The organism is Halobacteriovorax sp. JY17, assembly GCF_002753895.1.
Lineage (GTDB): Bacteria > Bdellovibrionota > Bacteriovoracia > Bacteriovoracales > Bacteriovoracaceae > Halobacteriovorax.
This window is the reverse complement of record NZ_NJER01000001.1, coordinates 1,651,128-1,667,231: the sequence shown is the minus strand read 5'-3', so window position 1 is coordinate 1,667,231 and position 16,104 is coordinate 1,651,128. Positions and strand designations below refer to the sequence as shown.

Sequence of the window (16,104 nt, the reverse complement as noted above, 5' to 3'; positions counted from 1 at the left end):
AGTAATCCTATTATAAAACTGAAATTAATGACTCTTTTAAGAATTCAAAATACGGTGTTCTGTACTTCTCAATCTCATTGTGAGTTTCATGATAAGCATCTTCAATTGGCTGAACTTTAAAACTCTTATCTACCATACTTAAGTAGTGCTTCAATTGGCCAATACTAACGACTCTATCTTCAGTTCCATATGAGACAAATGATGGACAAGTGATTCTAAGAGGCTTTGAGAATACTTCTTTTGAAGCTTTTACCATTTCAAATAAGAGTTTTGAGTGAGGCTTCAAAATATTAAATTCATCCTCAATATACTTCTCTTTTACTCTTGAATCATGAGAAAGATAATTAAGATCAACAAGACCTCCAAGCTTTATTGAAAATGGCATCCCCGCTAACTTTTGAACAAAACCAATGGGTGAGATATTCATTAACTCTCCAAGAGCTCCTGGAAAGCCTGCAGGAGGAGCATTTAGAAAAACAGCATCAGGATAATTTTCCTCATCAGCTAGAGTTTGCATATAGCCCGCAGTAATGAGAGCTCCCATCGAGTGTCCAAATAAACAAAAACTTTCCATTTTATAAGATTTCTTTAAAAAGAGTATAACTTCTTTTAAGTCACTAAAGAAAAGTGAGAAGTCTTCAACATATCCTCTCTTTCCCCCCTGACTTCTTCCGTGACCTCTAATATCGTACTTTAATATATTGAAGCTATTTCCAAAGAGCTCATCAATATAAGAATGTCTATTTAAATGCTCACCTATTCCATGTGTAACAATTAACCACTTCTTCTTTCCACTTTCAGAAACTTCTAAGTGCAATTCCTTTCCATCAATAGTTTTCAAAAATTTATAATCGCGTATCACATAAACTCCTTTTATTTCCTCTATAATAGCTTATTTTACTTATTATTTCACTTTGAGAATAATTAACTTTGCTTTAGAATATGTGAATGTACTGTCCAAAATGTTTAAATAATACTTTAGCAATTAACTCTCGTGGCGTTGTTCATTTAATGATCAATGGCAAGAAAATGGATTCGGGAAGATTTCTCTTCAATTTTGGCGAGATGACTAATAACGAACTCATTGAAGCTTTTACAGAGAAAATTGAAAGTTTCTTTAAGTGGTACTCCAATTTTCAAAACCAAGACCCTATTGCTCTAGTAGAGCTTTACACAAGTGATCTAAGTTGTGAAGACGGGTGCCCTATTCCAATTGAACATTATGTATCAGTAATTGATCTTCTCATAAAGAAAGAGACACTCGATAAAATACTAAACTCTGCAGCAGAGAAGTATAGTATGACGATTGAACTCAACCACGAGAAAAATTGAAGATTTTCGTATTTGGATCACTTTTAAGCCAAGATGTCTTAAATATTGTTCTTGGAGAGAATCACATTCGCCTAGATAAACTTCCAATAAAAGAAATAAGTAATTTTCAAGCTTACTATGTAGAAAACGAAGACTACCCTATGCTTGTAGAAAAAGAATACGAAGTTCTCTCAGGAAAAGTTATTACAATTGATAATAAAGAACACTTGGATAGACTTACTCATTATGAAGGTGAAGAAAATCCTTTGAAGATAATTTCAGCTGATGATTCCCTTTACGCTTTTCTCGCAGACTCCACACTCACTCCAAGTCCTAAAAAATGGGACCTTAACAACTGGCTTCAGTCCCCTGCTTATAAGGACTTTCTAGAACGCGTGAAAAAATTCATGTCTCAAATTGAATTAGGTTTAGACAATTGGTAACTAATCTTCTCCAGAAGATCTCTTAGAGCAAGCGAGCTGCTCTGAATACTTTTCTAATTTTCTCTCGGCCATTTCTTCAAACTCTTTTTCCATGTCATCAGATATCTCTATTTCAATTTTCTGTTCGGACATAGTCTCTCTCCCTGCCAATTCAAATAACTTTAAAACTAGAAAAAGAGTACCACGTTCAATCATATTTTTTACTTTCAACTACTTAGAGAGTGAAGAAATCACCGAAGCTTTGACGATAAAATATATTTAAAAATGTAAATATTTCCCCATAATATCTAGTTTTTACGAGGAAATTAATTCTATATAGGTCAAATTAACTCCCTCAAATTATTGCCATTATTCAAACTTAAGAGATCTTCTAAGTCTCTTTAGGGAATATTGATTTTACTAAAATTCAAAACCGTATAAAATTAATTTAAGTGCGCTCAACGATAGGACGAAGTCATGCTAGAGCTTAGAAAGGTTCATACTCTTTCAGTAAAAGTGGAACCGATTTATATCCCAGAACTATCTCAACCGGCCAAGAAGGACTATGTTTTCAATTACACTATTACTATAAGTAATGGTGTAGAAAGTGATATTCAAATTCTTGGAAAAACTCTCTTCTTTAGAGATGGAAAGAGGAAAGAAGTTTGTATTGAGTATGATGAGGTCAATGAAGAGCAAGCATGGGTCCCTGCCGGAGACTCTTACGACTACTCAGAGTTTCATACAATGAGAACTTCAACAGGAAATCTTCGCGGAAGCTTACTTGTTCGAGTCATTGAGACAAACGAAGAATTAGAAGTAGAAGTTCCCCTCACATTTTTTAGAATTTTTAGTAATAAAGAAATTATAAGCTTACAAAAAGTCGCAAGGTAGCTTTAGAACTCTACTGATATAAAGTATCCTTGATGCTTTCTCATATTAATCACACCGCAGTCAAAAATTAAATACTGCCCCTTAATCCCATTTAGAGTTCCCTCTATCTCTGGATTCTTATCAAAACCAAGTGATTTAATTTTTGTTGGATACTCATTCACAGGATATTCGATGTGAATAACTTCTTCATCTAAATCTTCCGCATCGAAATCGTCTAATAAATCTGCAAATTCTTCAAAGAGATTTTCTCTCGCTTCCTCTAGATCAATTTCATCCACATCATTTTGAAGCATCTTTCTCCAATTTGTTTTATCGGACAAAGACTTTGAAATTTCTTTTTCTATAAGCCCAGAAGTTAGACGATCATCAACCCTAAGAATTGGTAGTGCATAGGTCGCCCCTTGATCCATCCAACGGGTTGGAACTTGAGACTCTCTTGTTATTCCAATTTTCAAATGACTTGAAACAGAGAGATAAACAATATGAGGTTGAAAGCAATTTGCCTTTCCCCACTCTGGCTCACGGCAAGTTCCGTCCGCAAAGTGACATAGCTCAGGTTTCACAATACAGATATCACAGGCAGCAAGTTTTTGAGAGGCCCTAAAAGAATAGCCCTGATTGTAGCTCTTCGAAATTTTCTCACCTGTTGAAATACAATTTATCTGACCATCGAAAGTAAGCTTAACTTTCTTTCCGATTAAGTCATTCATAAGTAGAAGCTCTTCTCCAATTGGAAGTTCATACTTCACCGGGGAAGAGAGAGTCGTTTTCATTTTTAAAATATTTCCACTTACTTTCATCTACGACTCTCTTAGAAATTTATCTAGTCCATTAACTACAACAGGTGGAACTTCATGTGCACCTTGAAACTCTATATACTCAGGAGTATTCTCAGACTTCTCTAAAAATAATTTTAAATCTCTCGCCCCAACTATTGGAAGAACAGGATCACTGATGCCATGACTTTGGAATATCTTAAAAGGAAGCTTCGTATGGCAGGCCTTCTTCCATACGTCTTCTGCAACCATTGTCGATGAAAGCAAGAAAAGCTTATCTACTAATTCTGGATTATGAAAAGCAATATCAGCACTTACCATAGACCCCTGCGAGAAACCACCTAAGTAAACTTCATCGAATTCACTTTTAAGTTTCAAAAGAACACTTTTAACTTTATTTCGAGCTTCTTCAATTCCTTCTGGAATATGTCCTTTAAAGAAGTCTGTAAAAGTTCCGTTATTAAGAGCTTTCTCTAGCCCATACATATCAATTGGAAACCAACATCTTCCTGTTTCATAAGGACCCATTGAAACAGATTGGATACCATTTAAGAAAAACCAAGATGGATTTCTATCCTTAATTACGATGTCTGCAAATGGAACGAAATCCTGAAAAGTAGCACCGTACCCATGTAGGACAACGACAGCAATCTTTGAGTCTCTTCTAGTTACAATTGCATCAATATCTTCAATTCTTTCAACTTTCATTATTAAGCCTTTTGGTATTTCTTAGGTCTCTTTCTATCTGGGAAACATGCTTGGCAGAGCTCACACTGAAGACCGTCACATTGTCTTGCAGTACAATATTCCCTACCAAAGAAGATAATTTGTAAATGAAGCTTATTCCAGCGATCTTTTGGAAAACACCGCTTTAAATCTTTTTCAGTTTGAACAACATTCTTCCCATTAGTCAGCCCCCACTGTTGTCCAAGTCTATGGATATGAGTGTCGACTGGAAATGCAGGTATCCCAAATGATTGAGCGAGAACAACTCCGGCCGTTTTATGTCCGACACCAGGAAGCTCTTCTAGATCTTCAAAGTTTGCAGGAACTTCTCCGCCATGCTTCTCCAAGAGTATTTCACTGAGTCTATGAATCGCCTTTGCTTTTCTAGGCGCAAGACCACAAGGCTTCACAATCGCTTCAATTTCAGCAACCGTTAACTTTATCATATCTTCAGGACAAGTAGCTTTTGCAAAGAGAGCTGGAGTTACTTGATTCACTCTAATGTCCGTGCACTGAGCAGAAAGTAAGACAGCAATCAATAATGTATATGGATTTGTGTGATCTAAAGGAACAGGGGTTTCTGGGAAGAGTTCTTCAAGTTTCTCATCTATGTACGCTGCGCGTTCTTTCTTTGTTTTCATCAAAACAAAGTACCAAAACAGGGACAATTATTCTAGCAAACTAAGAAGTTTTTTAGATAAAGAGAGAATTAGATTTTGAGCTTCCCTTTAATAAGCTCATAGAAATTACTTCAAAGAAATCCTCCCTTCCTGAGACGACTTCCTCCAAACAAATATAGCGACTTCCACTAAGTCCACAAGGATATACTTTCGTTAGAAGGGCCTGCATCTTCTCATCTCTATAAAGGTTTAGAGCAAGCCCGTGATAAGTAATGAACTTATGAGAACAAAGTCCAATAGAAGCAAGCTTCTTATCTTCATGCCAAAGGCCTATTAAGTCGTGCTCACACGTTAAGTTCTTTATAGAGAATTGTGTTTCTAAGAGATCTTGAATTTCTCGAAGAACTCCTTTTAGAAAGTCCATTACTTTAAGTTTTTGATTTTCTAAACTAATAATTGGATAGAGAACCAGCTGCCCTGGGTAGTGAAAGGTAATTCCCCCTCCTCTTTTGATATCATATAAAGGAACTTCTATTTCTCCTCGAAGCTTTTCGTCAAAATCAACTAGATTATTATCTGCTTTAGTTCTTCTTTGAAGTCCTCTACCAAGAGTTAGGCAATGAGAATGGTTACAAATAATAAAGACTTTCTTTTCTTTATTAACAGAGACTTTTTGAATTATCTCTCCTTGAAACTTTAGAGCAAGTTCATAGTCCCAATTCTCTTTAATTATAAAGAACGTGTCTCTGCCCTTTGAGAAGATATTCTCTAGCTTTAGATCAAACTCAATAAGGTCTATGCCCTCAAAGAAAATCAAATATCAAATCCTTGGTCTCTCAAATGCTTCAAGTAATCTGCCGCCTTGTAACTACTTCTTACGAGCGGTCCACTTGCAACAAACTTAAATCCTTTTTCATAGGCAATATTTTTAAGTTCTTCAAACTCTTCAGGTTTATAATACCTAGTAACAGGAAGATGTCTTGGAGTTGGTCTTAGATACTGACCAAAAGTGATAATGTCACAATCAACCGAACGTAGATCATCCATACACTCAATTAATTCATCAAGTGTTTCACCAAGACCTACCATAACAGAAGTTTTCGTTGTCGTTTTAGGAAACTTCTCTTTATAAAATTTTAAACAATCTAGAGTTTTTGTATAACCGGCCCTTCGATCTCTTACAACATGAGTAAGTCTTTCGACTGTTTCAATATTTTGAGCGATAACAAATGGTCTTGCGTTGCCAAGAGTTAGCATATGCTCCTCAACCCCGTTGAAGTCAGGAATTAAAACTTCCACAAAAGTAGAAGGGTGATGAGTTCTTACAGATTCAATAACTTTAGCAAAGTGAGAAGCTCCAAAGTCAGGAAGATCATCTCTATCAACACTTGTAATTACTAAATAATTTAAAGACATCACCTTTGCCATATTGGCAGCATTAGCGATTTCTTCTTCGTTAATAACTCCTTGAGGGTTTCCTGTATCTACATGACAAAATTTACAGGCCCTAGTACAAGTTCCTCCCAAAATCATCATTGTTGCAGTCTTGGCGGCCCAACACTCTGAGAGATTAGGACAACTCGCCTCTTCGCAAACAGTCCATATTTTATTTTCTCGAAGATTCTTTTTTAGATCTTTATAATTATCTCCACCAGGCAAGCGAACCTTAAACCAGTCTGGTTTCTTTTCTAGATTCGAAGGTCTTTTGGCCCGAAGAAGCTCTTGGGCCTTCTCTCTCTTTTGTCTGATTTTTTCTCTCTGCTCGTCGTAATCGTACACGCTTTCCCTCTTTATTTTTTTCTAATATGCTCCACCGCCCAAAAGCTGTAAAGACTGTGAGCTCCATTGGTAGAGTATTTACAATTAGTTAGGCCAAAGTAGTTTCATATTGGAGGACATTCTTGCCCCATTACCCCTAAGGTGACACCAGCTTTTACAAGATTTCAATATGTTACTTTTGGCATACGCCTTGCTTTACCAAGAGTGAGATCAAGAGGGTCTCAGGTAATGAAGAAAAGGAGTTCACATGAAAAATAAATTAACAGCCCTACTAATTATAAAGCCATTAATCATTCTCGCTCTTGTCATTGCTTTTAAGCCCTCAGCAAACCTTGTAAAGACAGAGACTTTAAGTGAAGAGATTCAATCTATGAGAGGCTACTTCCTAGAAGATCAAACCTTAAAAATAGTTGTTACCCACAAGAGAGTGCAAATGCTTAAAGATAAGATTTTAAAATCAAATCAGAGAATCATAGAAAATCATAAGGATCAATTCGTGAAGATGGTAAAAGATTTTAATTTGGCCATTGAAGAATTCGAGAAACTTACTGAATATAAATCTAAGAATTGGAATAATAATAGAAAGAAATTCATCTCTTTAATGAAAGGTGTCGAGGCCCAGCAAATGGATCTGCACCAACTCCTAAGTCAAAGAAGAACAGTTAGTATCTAACCCTCAAAATCAATCGTCTATTGGCCAAGAGTAACTTCTTAATGCTATAAAAAGCTATGCGGAAGTTACTCATTTTTCTTATTAAAATCTATCAAGTGGCCATCTCCCCAATCTTTGGAAGTAAGTGTCGTTTCTACCCTAGTTGCTCTCATTATACGAAAGAGGCCATCACTTCACTTCCTCTTCATCTTGCACTATTCTATAGTTTAAAACGAATCTCAAAATGTCACCCATTCCATAAAGGCGGTTATGATCCAGTTCCTAAGAATTAGTCTAATTTGTCTCCTGACTTTAAATTCTCACTCATTTGAGTTTAAATTTAAAAATACAAAGAGTGAAAAAGTCTCTATTAACTTCTCTGAAATTCAAGGTGCTAAAATATTCACACAGTCAGATGAAGAAGTTATTACTCCAGCATCAGTCTTGAAAGTTTTCAGTATGTCTTACGCTCTAGATACGCTTGGAGCTGACTTTACATTTAAGACTAGAGTTTTCTATACAGGAAAAATTTTTGGGGACACTCTTCAAGGTGATCTCTACCTCGTGGGCGATGGAGATCCTTACTTAAATCATCCTCAATTAATAAACCTAGCTTTAGCTGTACTAAGAAAAGGTATCAGAAAAGTCTCTGGTTCACTTTTCTACGATAACACTCTATTCCCACAGGTTGATACTCTCTCCAAGCTAGGTCTCGGTGATCAAACTTATAACCCAAGTGTTGGAGCACTCAATGCAGAATTTAATCGTCTAAGTATCTGGACGAGTAGTCGTCCACCTAAATCAATTATCCCAGGAATGCCATTAAAGATTGAAGAAGCGAAAAGTGGTTTCATGCCAACTCAAGACTTTAGATGGAAAGATAGTGATCAAGAGTCGTGGTGGATGAAAAAAGGAGCGAAGCTTTCTCTAAGAACAGATCTTCCAATTAGAGATGCAGGAATGTGGAGCACGAACCTTTTAAACTTCCATCTTCAATCATTTGGAATTGAAATTCAAAATGTAGCAATGAAGAAGCTTCCAAAGAATGCGAGATTCATCTCAATTGAAGAAAGTCTACCTCTATGGAGTTTAGCCACTCTTACAATGGAATATTCTAATAACCTTCTAGCTGAAGCGATTGCTCTTCGCGCCTGTACAAGAGCAAAGATCAAACCTCTAAATCAACAAGGTTGTGCCATAGATCTCGCTAGATATATTAATTCAAAAAATCCTTCAAAAATATTTAATGCCTCTGGTCTATCAATTAATAATGAATTAACGGCCAAAGATATTTCTACCTTTTTAAAAAATAATTTCACTAAATCTTGGAAAAATCACACACTACTTAGCCTCCTCTCCTACTCTGGACAATCAGGCTGGATTAGAAATAGACTTGCTGAGCCCGACTATAATCTAAGAGTTTTTGCAAAAACGGGTTCACTTGATTTTGTAAATAATATTGCGGGATTCATTAGAACAAAGAATAATAAGTGGTATAGCTTTAGTCTCTTACACACAGAAGACAAAAAGAGAGATGCCCTAAGTAAAGAAGATCCTAAGAGTTTTGAAGCACTTAAGAGTCAAGCGAATTCTTGGAGAAAGAGCTCTTTGGATAGAGTTGATCAATTTTTAAAAGACTTTATAGATAATAACTAAGGAATATGAATGACAGAATTTATCTCAACAAAACACTTCATAGGATTTCCATGTACTCATAGACAATGGAAGGCCGATTCTCATTGTAAGTATGTTCATGGTTACTCAAGATCGTTCTACTTTGAATTTAAATCAACGGAACTTACAAAAGAAGGATGGGTTGTAGACTTTGGAGGATTAAAAGAAGTAAAGGTTTGGCTCGACGATATGTTCGATCATACTTTCTTAGCATCTTCTGATGATCCATTCCTAGATACTTTTAAACAACTGGATATTGATGGAGTTATACAACTCAGAGTTCTTCCAAATGCAGGAATGGAAGGTACTGCTCAGTATGTCTATGATCAGGTGAATCCAATGATCAAAAAACTTACTAATAATAGAGCGTGGATTTCAAGACTTGAAGTTAGAGAAAATGAAAAGAACTCCGCAATTTTAATTCCTAAAGAGTAAAGATAGGAAGTAGTACGAATTGAGTTCGTACTACTTTTCAAATAATTTAGTTAGAAAAATGATCTCTCTATTAATTCATCAAATTTTTCAAAACTATCCATGATTTTAATTTCTTTAATATTCTCAAAGTCTGGAAACTCTAAACTCCATCCCCCACCAAGAATCACAGTGGTTTCTCCAATAAGGAATTTATCTAAACTCTTTAAGTAGGGGATCATATTCTTTTCGTAATTCCACTGGTCAGAAGATACGACCCCCATAACAACCGTTTTTACCTTAAGAGCATTAACTGCTTCTGCTAAGCATTCTGCGGGGTGGGATGCTCCTAGATAACAGGTCGTAACTCTATTTGATCTACAAAGAATATCTGCAATTAAAATTGAAAGCTCGTGCAAATTGCCATCAGGAGTTGCGAGAGCTATTCTCTGATCAGTATAGCCAATATTTGGAAGGTTGATTTGACCAAGCTGCCCTCTCACAATTGTTGAAACAATATGCTCCTGAGTCACGGAATAAACTCCCTTAGAAACTTTCAATCCAATTTCTTGCATCAACGGCAAGATTACCTTAAAGATAAAATCTTTTGAGCCAACACTCATTCTCAAATGTTGAAGCTCTGAAGCGACACTATCAATATCGTAATTTGTTAAGTGCTTGAATAATTTTGAAATACTAACACCTGTAAGTCCTACAGAATTAGTGCCTAAGTCTTCAGAGTTTTTCTTAAGAGTCTGCAAACTCGAAAGAGATAGCTTTGCAAGAACTGAGATGGAGTGCTCCCGATCTAAGAGGAATCCTATAAGTTTCGCTCTTTCAAGGTCCTCCTCACTATAAAGCCTTTGCCCTCCCTCACTTCGAACAGGGCTAAACGCCTGATATCTCGTCTCCCATGTTCTAATCGAATGAGGAAGGACACCGCAAGCCTTTGACAATACTTTAATTCCGACAATATTTTTCATAATAGACTCTAATTTCAACAAAATCTTGATTAACTAGTGTATAGTCTAATACGTAATCAAGGATTAATCAACAGCGGAGACAGAAAGGTGAAAATACTAATTACTGGAGCCACAGGCCTAATTGGCACAAGACTTTTAGAAACTCTCATTCTTAAAGGATACGAAGATATTAGAGTCCTAACTACAAATAAAGAGAAAGCTAAATCTAAAATCAGTTTTCCTATTGAAATTTGTGAATGGAATCCGATTGCTGGCACAATAGAAAAAGGAGCTCTAGAGAATGTAAGTATTGTCTTTCATCTCGCAGGAGAAGGTGTTGCTGAAGGAAGATGGAGTGAAAAAAGAAAGAAGAGTATTTTAGATTCCAGAGTTAAGGGAACAAGTATTTTATTAAGAGAGATTAAAAAGTCTTCAACTACTCCAAAGAAGTTCATTTCTTCATCTGCAGTTGGTATCTACGGAAGCAGCCTTTCAGACAAAACTATTACATCAGAAGACTCTCTTGGAGAAGGCTTCCTCGCCGAGATTTGCAAAGCATGGGAAAATTCCCTAAGAGACCACGACATCAAAGGAATGAATGCTCATACACTTAGAACAGGTGTTGTACTTAGTGAGGAAGGTGGCGCTTTAGCAAAAATGCTTCCTCCATTTACTCTTGGTCTTGGAGGAAAGCTTGGGTCAGGTAAGCAGTATATGAGTTGGATTCATATAGATGATCTTGTAAATGCTTTCCTATTTCTTATGACCAATGACTGTAAGAAGTTTTCTTATAATGGTGTCTCGCCTACTCCAGTTACAAATCTTGAATTTACAAAAGTACTGGGAAATGTTCTTAAGCGTCCTACAATCTTTCCCGTACCAGGAGTTGTCTTAAAATTAATCTTTGGAGAAATGTCTGAAATTCTCCTAGAAGGACAAAGAGTTTCTCCAACACATCTAGACGCCGAAGGATTTGAGTTTAAGTATAAGAACCTCTATTCAGCTCTCAGCAATATACTAAAATACAATGTTAAGGGTGAAGTTTTATTTAAGCGACATCAATGGGTAAAGTCTCCACTAGAAGATGTATTTCAATTTTTTTCGGATGTTAAGAACCTAGAAACCATTACTCCTAAAAACCTAAGTTTTAAAATTGTAGGAATGAATACCGATCAAATAAAAACAGGTTCTCTCATTGACTATAAATTAAAAATTCATGGAATTCCTGCGAAATGGAAAACAAAAATAAATAACTTTGAAAAAAACAAGTCATTTATCGATGAACAACTCAAAGGTCCTTACTCAAAGTGGGTTCACCAACACGACTTTCAATCTTTAAAGAATGGAACGTTAATTTCAGATAAAATCGTATACAAAGTTCCCTTTGGAATTCTTGGTAACCTTGTATCTGGCTGGTTTATTTCAAGAGATGTAAAAAGTATTTTCAACTATAGAAATGCAGTCATTGATAGAAAGTTTAATTAACGGGAGCCATGAACATGACTAAACCTAATATTGCCATTAGCTCGTGCTTACTAGGAAATCTTGTCAGGTATGATAAAAATCACTGCCAAGACAAGTGGATCATTCAGGAGCTTTCAAAGTTTGTTAATTTCGTTCCCGTTTGTCCAGAAATGGAAATGGGTCTTGGGGCTCCAAGAGAGGAGATTCATCTTTATTTTAACAAAGAAGATAAAGAAAATATAAAACTAAGAAAGAAATTTGAAGGCACTGACCTTACAGGCCTTGCTCTAGAAACATACTCTAGAATGAATGCTACATTAAGCAATAAAAGCATTGATGGTTTTATTCTAACAAAGAAATCCCCTTCATGCGGTTTAGATAACGTTAAGACTATTCAACTTGATGATTCAAAAGTCGTGACGAGATCCACAGGACTATTTGCAAAAAATGTTTTAAGTAATTTCCCATCCGTCCCAACTATTGATTCGGGAAGAATGATAAATAAAGTTCTTAGGGAGAATTTTATAAAATCGGTCTATGCTCACTATAGACTGAGGAATACAGAGAGAACCCCTGCCGAATTTCAACAATTCCATCAAAAGTATAAGTATATCCTCATGGATCACTCTCCTAAAGAACTAAAAAGACTAGGACAGATTGTCGCAAATGCAAAGAAGAACGACATAGAAGAAAGTTTTCAAGAGTACAGAACTTTATTGTTTAAAACTTTTAATAAAGAAGCGACGACAGGAAGAAGATTCAATACTCTTCAGCATCTCATGGGGTACTTCAAGAAATACCTAACAGCAAAAGAGAAAAGTGAAATAGTTTCACTTTTAGAAGATTTCAAAAATGGAATTATAAATCATATAGTTCTCTTGAAATTTTTTGATTTGCTTACAAAGAAATATGAACTGTCATACTTAAATGGACAGTACTACTTCATGCCTTATCCTAAAGAATTGAAATTAGCAAAAGAAGTATAATGAAAGAAAGAGTTAATATATTCTGGTTTAGAAGAGATTTAAGGATCAAAGACAATAAAGCCTTTTACCACGCCCTATCGTCTGGACTAAAAGTTATACCTATCTTTATATTTGATAAAAATATTCTAGATAGCCTAGATAAGAATGATGCAAGAGTTAGCTTTATTTATGACTCTCTCATAAAAATAAATGAGGATCTATCTTCATCAAACAAAAGCATTAAAACATACTTCGACACCCCTAAAAAAGCTTGGTCTCAAATACTGAAAGAATTCAATATAGAGGAGGTATTTGTCAACGAAGACTATGAGCCTTACGCATTAAGAAGAGATCAAGAGATTTCAAAACTTCTTCAAAAGAAATCTATAAAAATGAATTCCTATAAAGATCAATGTATTTTTGCAAAGAATGATATTTTAAAGAAAGATGGTACTCCTTATACTATCTATACGCCCTATAAGAATAAATGGCTTGAGAACTTAAGCCCCAAAGATCTTGCAAGTTTTAGGTCTGAAAAGCTTATTGATAATATTTCAGATAATTTTAATAAATACTTACATGACCTAGAAGAACTAGGTTTCAAAAGAGGGGAAGTAAAAATCCCGACAAGAATATTGAGAAAGAAAAAAATAGAGTGCTATGACAAAACAAGAGATATCCCCTCTCTCGAAGGGACATCTCTTATTGGTATCCATTTACGCTTTGGCACAATAAGTACTAGGCAGGCCGTAGCTATTGCTCATCAAACCAATGCCACCTGGCTGAGCGAACTCATTTGGAGAGAATTCTTTATGCAAATTCTCTATCACTTTCCTCATGTGGCGGAATCTTCGTTTAAAGAAAAGTATAATGCGATTAAGTGGAGAAATAATAAAGAAGAGTTTAAATTATGGTGCGAAGGAAGAACAGGCTTTCCATTGGTCGATGCAGGAATGAGAGAACTCAATAACACAGGCCATATGCATAACAGAGTAAGAATGGTTGTAGCAAGTTTTCTAGTTAAAGATCTTCTTATTGATTGGAGATGGGGCGAAAAATACTTTGCTTCAAAACTCCTAGACTTTGATCTCGCCTCTAATAATGGAAATTGGCAATGGGCTGCAGGAACAGGCTGTGACGCTGCTCCTTACTTTAGAATTTTTAATCCTATGACCCAATTAAAGAAATTTGATCCAGACCTAGTCTATGTAAAGAAATGGGTTCCAGAATATGGAACAGAGAACTATACAAAGGAAATGATTGATCACAAAGAAGCTTATCACCGAGCAATATTCACCTATAACAAAGCAGTTAAATAATATGACAAATGAAAATCAAATATTCATATCTAACACTATGTTTAAAAATTTTGATGATAGAAAACGAGTACGTTTTATTAACTCATTGTCAGGAATAAAGTCTGCTAATTTAATTGGTACAATTTCTTCAAGTGGACAAACAAACCTAAGTATTGTGAGCTCAGCCTTTCACCTTGGAGCTTCGCCAGCATTACTTGGAATTATCATTAGGCCTGATATTTCTCCACGACATACGCTCGAAAATATCAGATCGACCAAAGTACTTACTCTGAATCATGTAAACGAAAATATTTATAGAAATGCTCACCAAACAAGTGCCAGATATAAGAGAGAAGTTTCTGAATTTGAAGCCTGCTCCCTCACTGAAGAATACCTGGAAAATTTCAAAGCTCCCTTTGTAAAAGAATCACATGTAAAAGTAGCACTTGAGCTTTCAAGAGAAGTTTCTATTAAAGAAAATGGTACCCATATGCTCATCTTAAAAATTCTTGGAGTATGGATACCAAAGAGAATAATGAATGATGACGGCTATCTCAACATAGAGGATACGCAAGCAGTCTGTGTTAGTGGTCTAGATACTTATCATTCAATTCAAAAACTAGAACGACTCCCCTATGCTAAGCCGTAAGTTTAGCTCTGCTCTCTTGATAAACACCGGCATACTTAGTATCCACCCCCATAATATGACTTATGAGCCAATTTTTAAGAAAGCCCACTAATTTAATTTTATCAACAGTACCATTTCTTATACTCTCTTCAAAGCTTCGAAGAAATGAAAGAAGGTTATCATGGATTTTTTTATGAGCATCATATTCTTCATAATTGAAACTTCGCATAAACTCTTCTTCATGGGTAAAATGTTCAACAGTGTAGTCACACATATCATTAAACTTTGGAAGCATTTCTAAAGAGGTTTCTTTATTTAAACTTTCAACAAGTAGATTTATTTTTTCGACTAGAATTTGATGTTCATCATCCATGTCGTCGACATGAATCAAATAGGAGTCATCCCATTCGAACAACTCAGCATCATTAGATTTAATTCTTTCATGACCAGTTGTTGCAAAAATCATTCTAGCAACAACTTCATCTAACTCCTCTGATTCTTTTGATACGCTATAAGCAACTTGTTTAGATTGCCCTACAACAAGGTTAATCTTTTGATTAACTTGATTTAATAAATTTACGGCTTTTGTTATCTCCTCTACTCCAATCCTCTGCTCTTTACTCGCAGATGAAATTTCTAGAACAGATCTATTTACCTCATCAATTCTCATCGATATATCATCTAAAGAGTTATCACAAAGAGTAACTGCAACTTCTCCTAGCTCAATACTTTCTTCACTCGTTGCTGATATTTTTTCAACTGCAATCTGACTCTCTTCCACAATTTCATCAACTCGTAGAACACTCTCTTCTAACATTTTAGATATCTCATTTGCAGCGCTACCACTAAGGTTTGCTAAGTTACCAATCTCTTCTGCTACAACTGAAAAACCTTTCCCGTGCTCTCCGGCTCTCGCCGCCTCCACGGAAGCATTGAATGAAAGAAGCTTAGTTTGAAAAACAATATCATTAATAATTTTCGTTCTTGTATTAATCTCTTTTATTACATTACTAATTTCTAAAATCTTTTCATTTGAATCTGAAATATATTTTGAAAAAGAAATATTTCCATCTTTTATTTTTATAAAACTATCTTTTAAATTATTAACTGCTTCCTTTCCCTTCCCAGATGCATTAATACATTCTGATGAAAGAGTTATCGAGGTTTCGCAATGAGATGAACTCCTTGCTGCCATGGCATTAATTTCATCGAGAGCTATTGCTGTTTCATGTAGTGATTCAGACTGTTGCAATGAACCTTCTTCTAGTTCACGATTTGTATTTAGAATTTGATCAGATGTACCTAATATGACTCTATTTGATTTCTCTAGTCTCTTTAACTCACTTTCAATTCTAGCCATTGATACCGACTTTTTAAAAAATAAGTAATAGATAATTATATTAGAAATAAGAAGGGAGATAAGCCAAATAAGCTTAGATACTGTTAAATAAAAATTGGATACTGACAAAGCCAAAACTCCAACAAAGAGAACAACTATACCTATTTTTTTCATATTCACTCC

General features: G+C 35.3%; 20 protein-coding genes. 11 read left to right on the top strand and 9 right to left on the bottom strand.

Annotated elements, in window-relative coordinates; all coding sequences use genetic code 11:
* Positions 1–10: 10 nt before the first annotated feature.
* A complete protein-coding gene (locus CES88_RS07850) occupies positions 11–862 on the bottom strand; it encodes an alpha/beta fold hydrolase (protein ID WP_290733138.1) in 852 nt (283 codons plus the stop codon).
* Positions 863–948: 86 nt separating this feature from the next.
* Here CES88_RS07850 and CES88_RS07845 point away from each other — a divergent pair, with 86 nt between their 5' ends.
* The gene (locus tag CES88_RS07845) at positions 949–1,332 is read left to right on the top strand and encodes a hypothetical protein (protein ID WP_290733136.1); all 384 of its coding nucleotides are present in this window, start codon (positions 949–951) and stop codon (positions 1,330–1,332) included.
* Positions 1,329–1,754, top strand: coding sequence for a gamma-glutamylcyclotransferase family protein (locus tag CES88_RS07840; protein ID WP_290733134.1), 426 nt, complete (start codon positions 1,329–1,331; stop codon positions 1,752–1,754). The genes CES88_RS07845 and CES88_RS07840 overlap by 4 nt, the downstream gene beginning before the upstream one ends.
* Here the strand turns inward: CES88_RS07840 and CES88_RS07835 are convergent, their stop codons facing one another.
* A complete protein-coding gene (locus tag CES88_RS07835; RefSeq protein ID WP_290733132.1) occupies positions 1,755–1,886 on the bottom strand; it encodes a hypothetical protein in 132 nt (43 codons plus the stop codon).
* Positions 1,887–2,210: 324 nt separating this feature from the next.
* On the opposite strand from CES88_RS07835, the gene CES88_RS07830 reads away from it, so the two are divergent.
* On the top strand, positions 2,211–2,627 hold the full coding sequence (locus CES88_RS07830; protein WP_290733130.1) for an ApaG domain-containing protein: 417 nt from the start codon (positions 2,211–2,213) through the stop codon (positions 2,625–2,627).
* A 2-nt stretch (positions 2,628–2,629) separates the two neighbouring features.
* Here the strand turns inward: CES88_RS07830 and CES88_RS07825 are convergent, their stop codons facing one another.
* From CES88_RS07825 to lipA, 5 genes are read right to left on the bottom strand one after another with little or no spacing between them, the layout of a single operon-like run.
* Positions 2,630–3,427, bottom strand: coding sequence for a DUF2797 domain-containing protein (locus tag CES88_RS07825; RefSeq protein ID WP_290733128.1), 798 nt, complete (start codon positions 3,425–3,427; stop codon positions 2,630–2,632).
* Positions 3,428–4,111 (bottom strand): hypothetical protein, encoded by a 684-nt coding sequence (locus CES88_RS07820; protein WP_290733126.1) that lies wholly within the window; start codon positions 4,109–4,111, stop codon positions 3,428–3,430.
* A gap of 2 nt (positions 4,112–4,113) precedes the next feature.
* Positions 4,114–4,770 carry an endonuclease III gene (gene nth, locus CES88_RS07815; RefSeq protein WP_290733124.1) on the bottom strand — a complete coding sequence of 219 codons (657 nt, stop codon included), beginning with the start codon at positions 4,768–4,770 and terminating at the stop codon, positions 4,114–4,116.
* A gap of 52 nt (positions 4,771–4,822) precedes the next feature.
* Positions 4,823–5,566 carry a hypothetical protein gene (locus tag CES88_RS07810; RefSeq protein WP_290733122.1) on the bottom strand — a complete coding sequence of 248 codons (744 nt, stop codon included), beginning with the start codon at positions 5,564–5,566 and terminating at the stop codon, positions 4,823–4,825.
* Entirely contained in the window at positions 5,563–6,528 is a 966-nt protein-coding gene (lipA, locus tag CES88_RS07805; protein ID WP_290733120.1) for a lipoyl synthase, read from the bottom strand. Before lipA ends, CES88_RS07810 begins: the two co-directional genes overlap by 4 nt.
* A gap of 247 nt (positions 6,529–6,775) precedes the next feature.
* Between lipA and CES88_RS07800 the strand changes: the two genes are divergently transcribed.
* From CES88_RS07800 to CES88_RS07785, 4 genes are read left to right on the top strand one after another with little or no spacing between them, the layout of a single operon-like run.
* Positions 6,776–7,201 (top strand): hypothetical protein, encoded by a 426-nt coding sequence (locus CES88_RS07800; RefSeq protein ID WP_290733118.1) that lies wholly within the window; start codon positions 6,776–6,778, stop codon positions 7,199–7,201.
* Between the two features lie 56 nt (positions 7,202–7,257).
* Positions 7,258–7,473, top strand: coding sequence for a membrane protein insertion efficiency factor YidD (yidD, locus tag CES88_RS07795; protein WP_290733116.1), 216 nt, complete (start codon positions 7,258–7,260; stop codon positions 7,471–7,473).
* A complete protein-coding gene (locus CES88_RS07790; protein ID WP_290733114.1) occupies positions 7,451–8,836 on the top strand; it encodes a D-alanyl-D-alanine carboxypeptidase in 1,386 nt (461 codons plus the stop codon). The genes yidD and CES88_RS07790 overlap by 23 nt, the downstream gene beginning before the upstream one ends.
* A gap of 9 nt (positions 8,837–8,845) precedes the next feature.
* Complete coding sequence (locus tag CES88_RS07785; protein WP_290733112.1) at positions 8,846–9,289, top strand: 6-carboxytetrahydropterin synthase; 444 nt, start codon at positions 8,846–8,848, stop codon at positions 9,287–9,289.
* Positions 9,290–9,339: 50 nt separating this feature from the next.
* Here CES88_RS07785 and CES88_RS07780 read toward each other — a convergent pair whose 3' ends face one another.
* On the bottom strand, positions 9,340–10,248 hold the full coding sequence (locus CES88_RS07780) for a MerR family transcriptional regulator (RefSeq protein ID WP_290733110.1): 909 nt from the start codon (positions 10,246–10,248) through the stop codon (positions 9,340–9,342).
* An 87-nt stretch (positions 10,249–10,335) separates the two neighbouring features.
* Between CES88_RS07780 and CES88_RS07775 the strand changes: the two genes are divergently transcribed.
* From CES88_RS07775 to CES88_RS07760, 4 genes are read left to right on the top strand one after another with little or no spacing between them, the layout of a single operon-like run.
* Positions 10,336–11,712, top strand: coding sequence for a TIGR01777 family oxidoreductase (locus CES88_RS07775; RefSeq protein WP_290733108.1), 1,377 nt, complete (start codon positions 10,336–10,338; stop codon positions 11,710–11,712).
* Positions 11,713–11,726: 14 nt separating this feature from the next.
* Entirely contained in the window at positions 11,727–12,677 is a 951-nt protein-coding gene (locus CES88_RS07770; protein WP_290733106.1) for a DUF523 and DUF1722 domain-containing protein, read from the top strand.
* Positions 12,677–13,975 (top strand): deoxyribodipyrimidine photo-lyase, encoded by a 1,299-nt coding sequence (locus CES88_RS07765; protein WP_290733104.1) that lies wholly within the window; start codon positions 12,677–12,679, stop codon positions 13,973–13,975. Before CES88_RS07770 ends, CES88_RS07765 begins: the two co-directional genes overlap by 1 nt.
* A 37-nt stretch (positions 13,976–14,012) precedes the next feature.
* Positions 14,013–14,603 (top strand): flavin reductase, encoded by a 591-nt coding sequence (locus CES88_RS07760; RefSeq protein ID WP_290733102.1) that lies wholly within the window; start codon positions 14,013–14,015, stop codon positions 14,601–14,603.
* On the opposite strand, the gene CES88_RS07755 is transcribed toward CES88_RS07760, so the two are convergent.
* Positions 14,593–16,095 (bottom strand): bacteriohemerythrin, encoded by a 1,503-nt coding sequence (locus CES88_RS07755; RefSeq protein WP_290733100.1) that lies wholly within the window; start codon positions 16,093–16,095, stop codon positions 14,593–14,595. The genes CES88_RS07760 and CES88_RS07755 overlap by 11 nt on opposite strands.
* Positions 16,096–16,104: the final 9 nt, after the last annotated feature.

Coding starts and splice junctions, on each gene's coding strand:
- CES88_RS07845 (WP_290733136.1), top strand. CDS start 949: ATGTACTGTCCAAAATGTTTAAATAATACTTTAGCAATTAACTCTCGT.
- CES88_RS07835 (WP_290733132.1), bottom strand. CDS start 1,886: ATGTCCGAACAGAAAATTGAAATAGAGATATCTGATGACATGGAAAAA.
- CES88_RS07830 (WP_290733130.1), top strand. CDS start 2,211: ATGCTAGAGCTTAGAAAGGTTCATACTCTTTCAGTAAAAGTGGAACCG.
- CES88_RS07825 (WP_290733128.1), bottom strand. CDS start 3,427: ATGAAAGTAAGTGGAAATATTTTAAAAATGAAAACGACTCTCTCTTCC.
- CES88_RS07820 (WP_290733126.1), bottom strand. CDS start 4,111: ATGAAAGTTGAAAGAATTGAAGATATTGATGCAATTGTAACTAGAAGA.
- nth (WP_290733124.1), bottom strand. CDS start 4,770: ATGAAAACAAAGAAAGAACGCGCAGCGTACATAGATGAGAAACTTGAA.
- CES88_RS07800 (WP_290733118.1), top strand. CDS start 6,776: ATGAAAAATAAATTAACAGCCCTACTAATTATAAAGCCATTAATCATT.
- yidD (WP_290733116.1), top strand. CDS start 7,258: ATGCGGAAGTTACTCATTTTTCTTATTAAAATCTATCAAGTGGCCATC.
- CES88_RS07790 (WP_290733114.1), top strand. CDS start 7,451: ATGATCCAGTTCCTAAGAATTAGTCTAATTTGTCTCCTGACTTTAAAT.
- CES88_RS07785 (WP_290733112.1), top strand. CDS start 8,846: ATGACAGAATTTATCTCAACAAAACACTTCATAGGATTTCCATGTACT.
- CES88_RS07780 (WP_290733110.1), bottom strand. CDS start 10,248: ATGAAAAATATTGTCGGAATTAAAGTATTGTCAAAGGCTTGCGGTGTC.
- CES88_RS07770 (WP_290733106.1), top strand. CDS start 11,727: ATGACTAAACCTAATATTGCCATTAGCTCGTGCTTACTAGGAAATCTT.
- CES88_RS07765 (WP_290733104.1), top strand. CDS start 12,677: ATGAAAGAAAGAGTTAATATATTCTGGTTTAGAAGAGATTTAAGGATC.
- CES88_RS07760 (WP_290733102.1), top strand. CDS start 14,013: ATGTTTAAAAATTTTGATGATAGAAAACGAGTACGTTTTATTAACTCA.
- CES88_RS07755 (WP_290733100.1), bottom strand. CDS start 16,095: ATGAAAAAAATAGGTATAGTTGTTCTCTTTGTTGGAGTTTTGGCTTTG.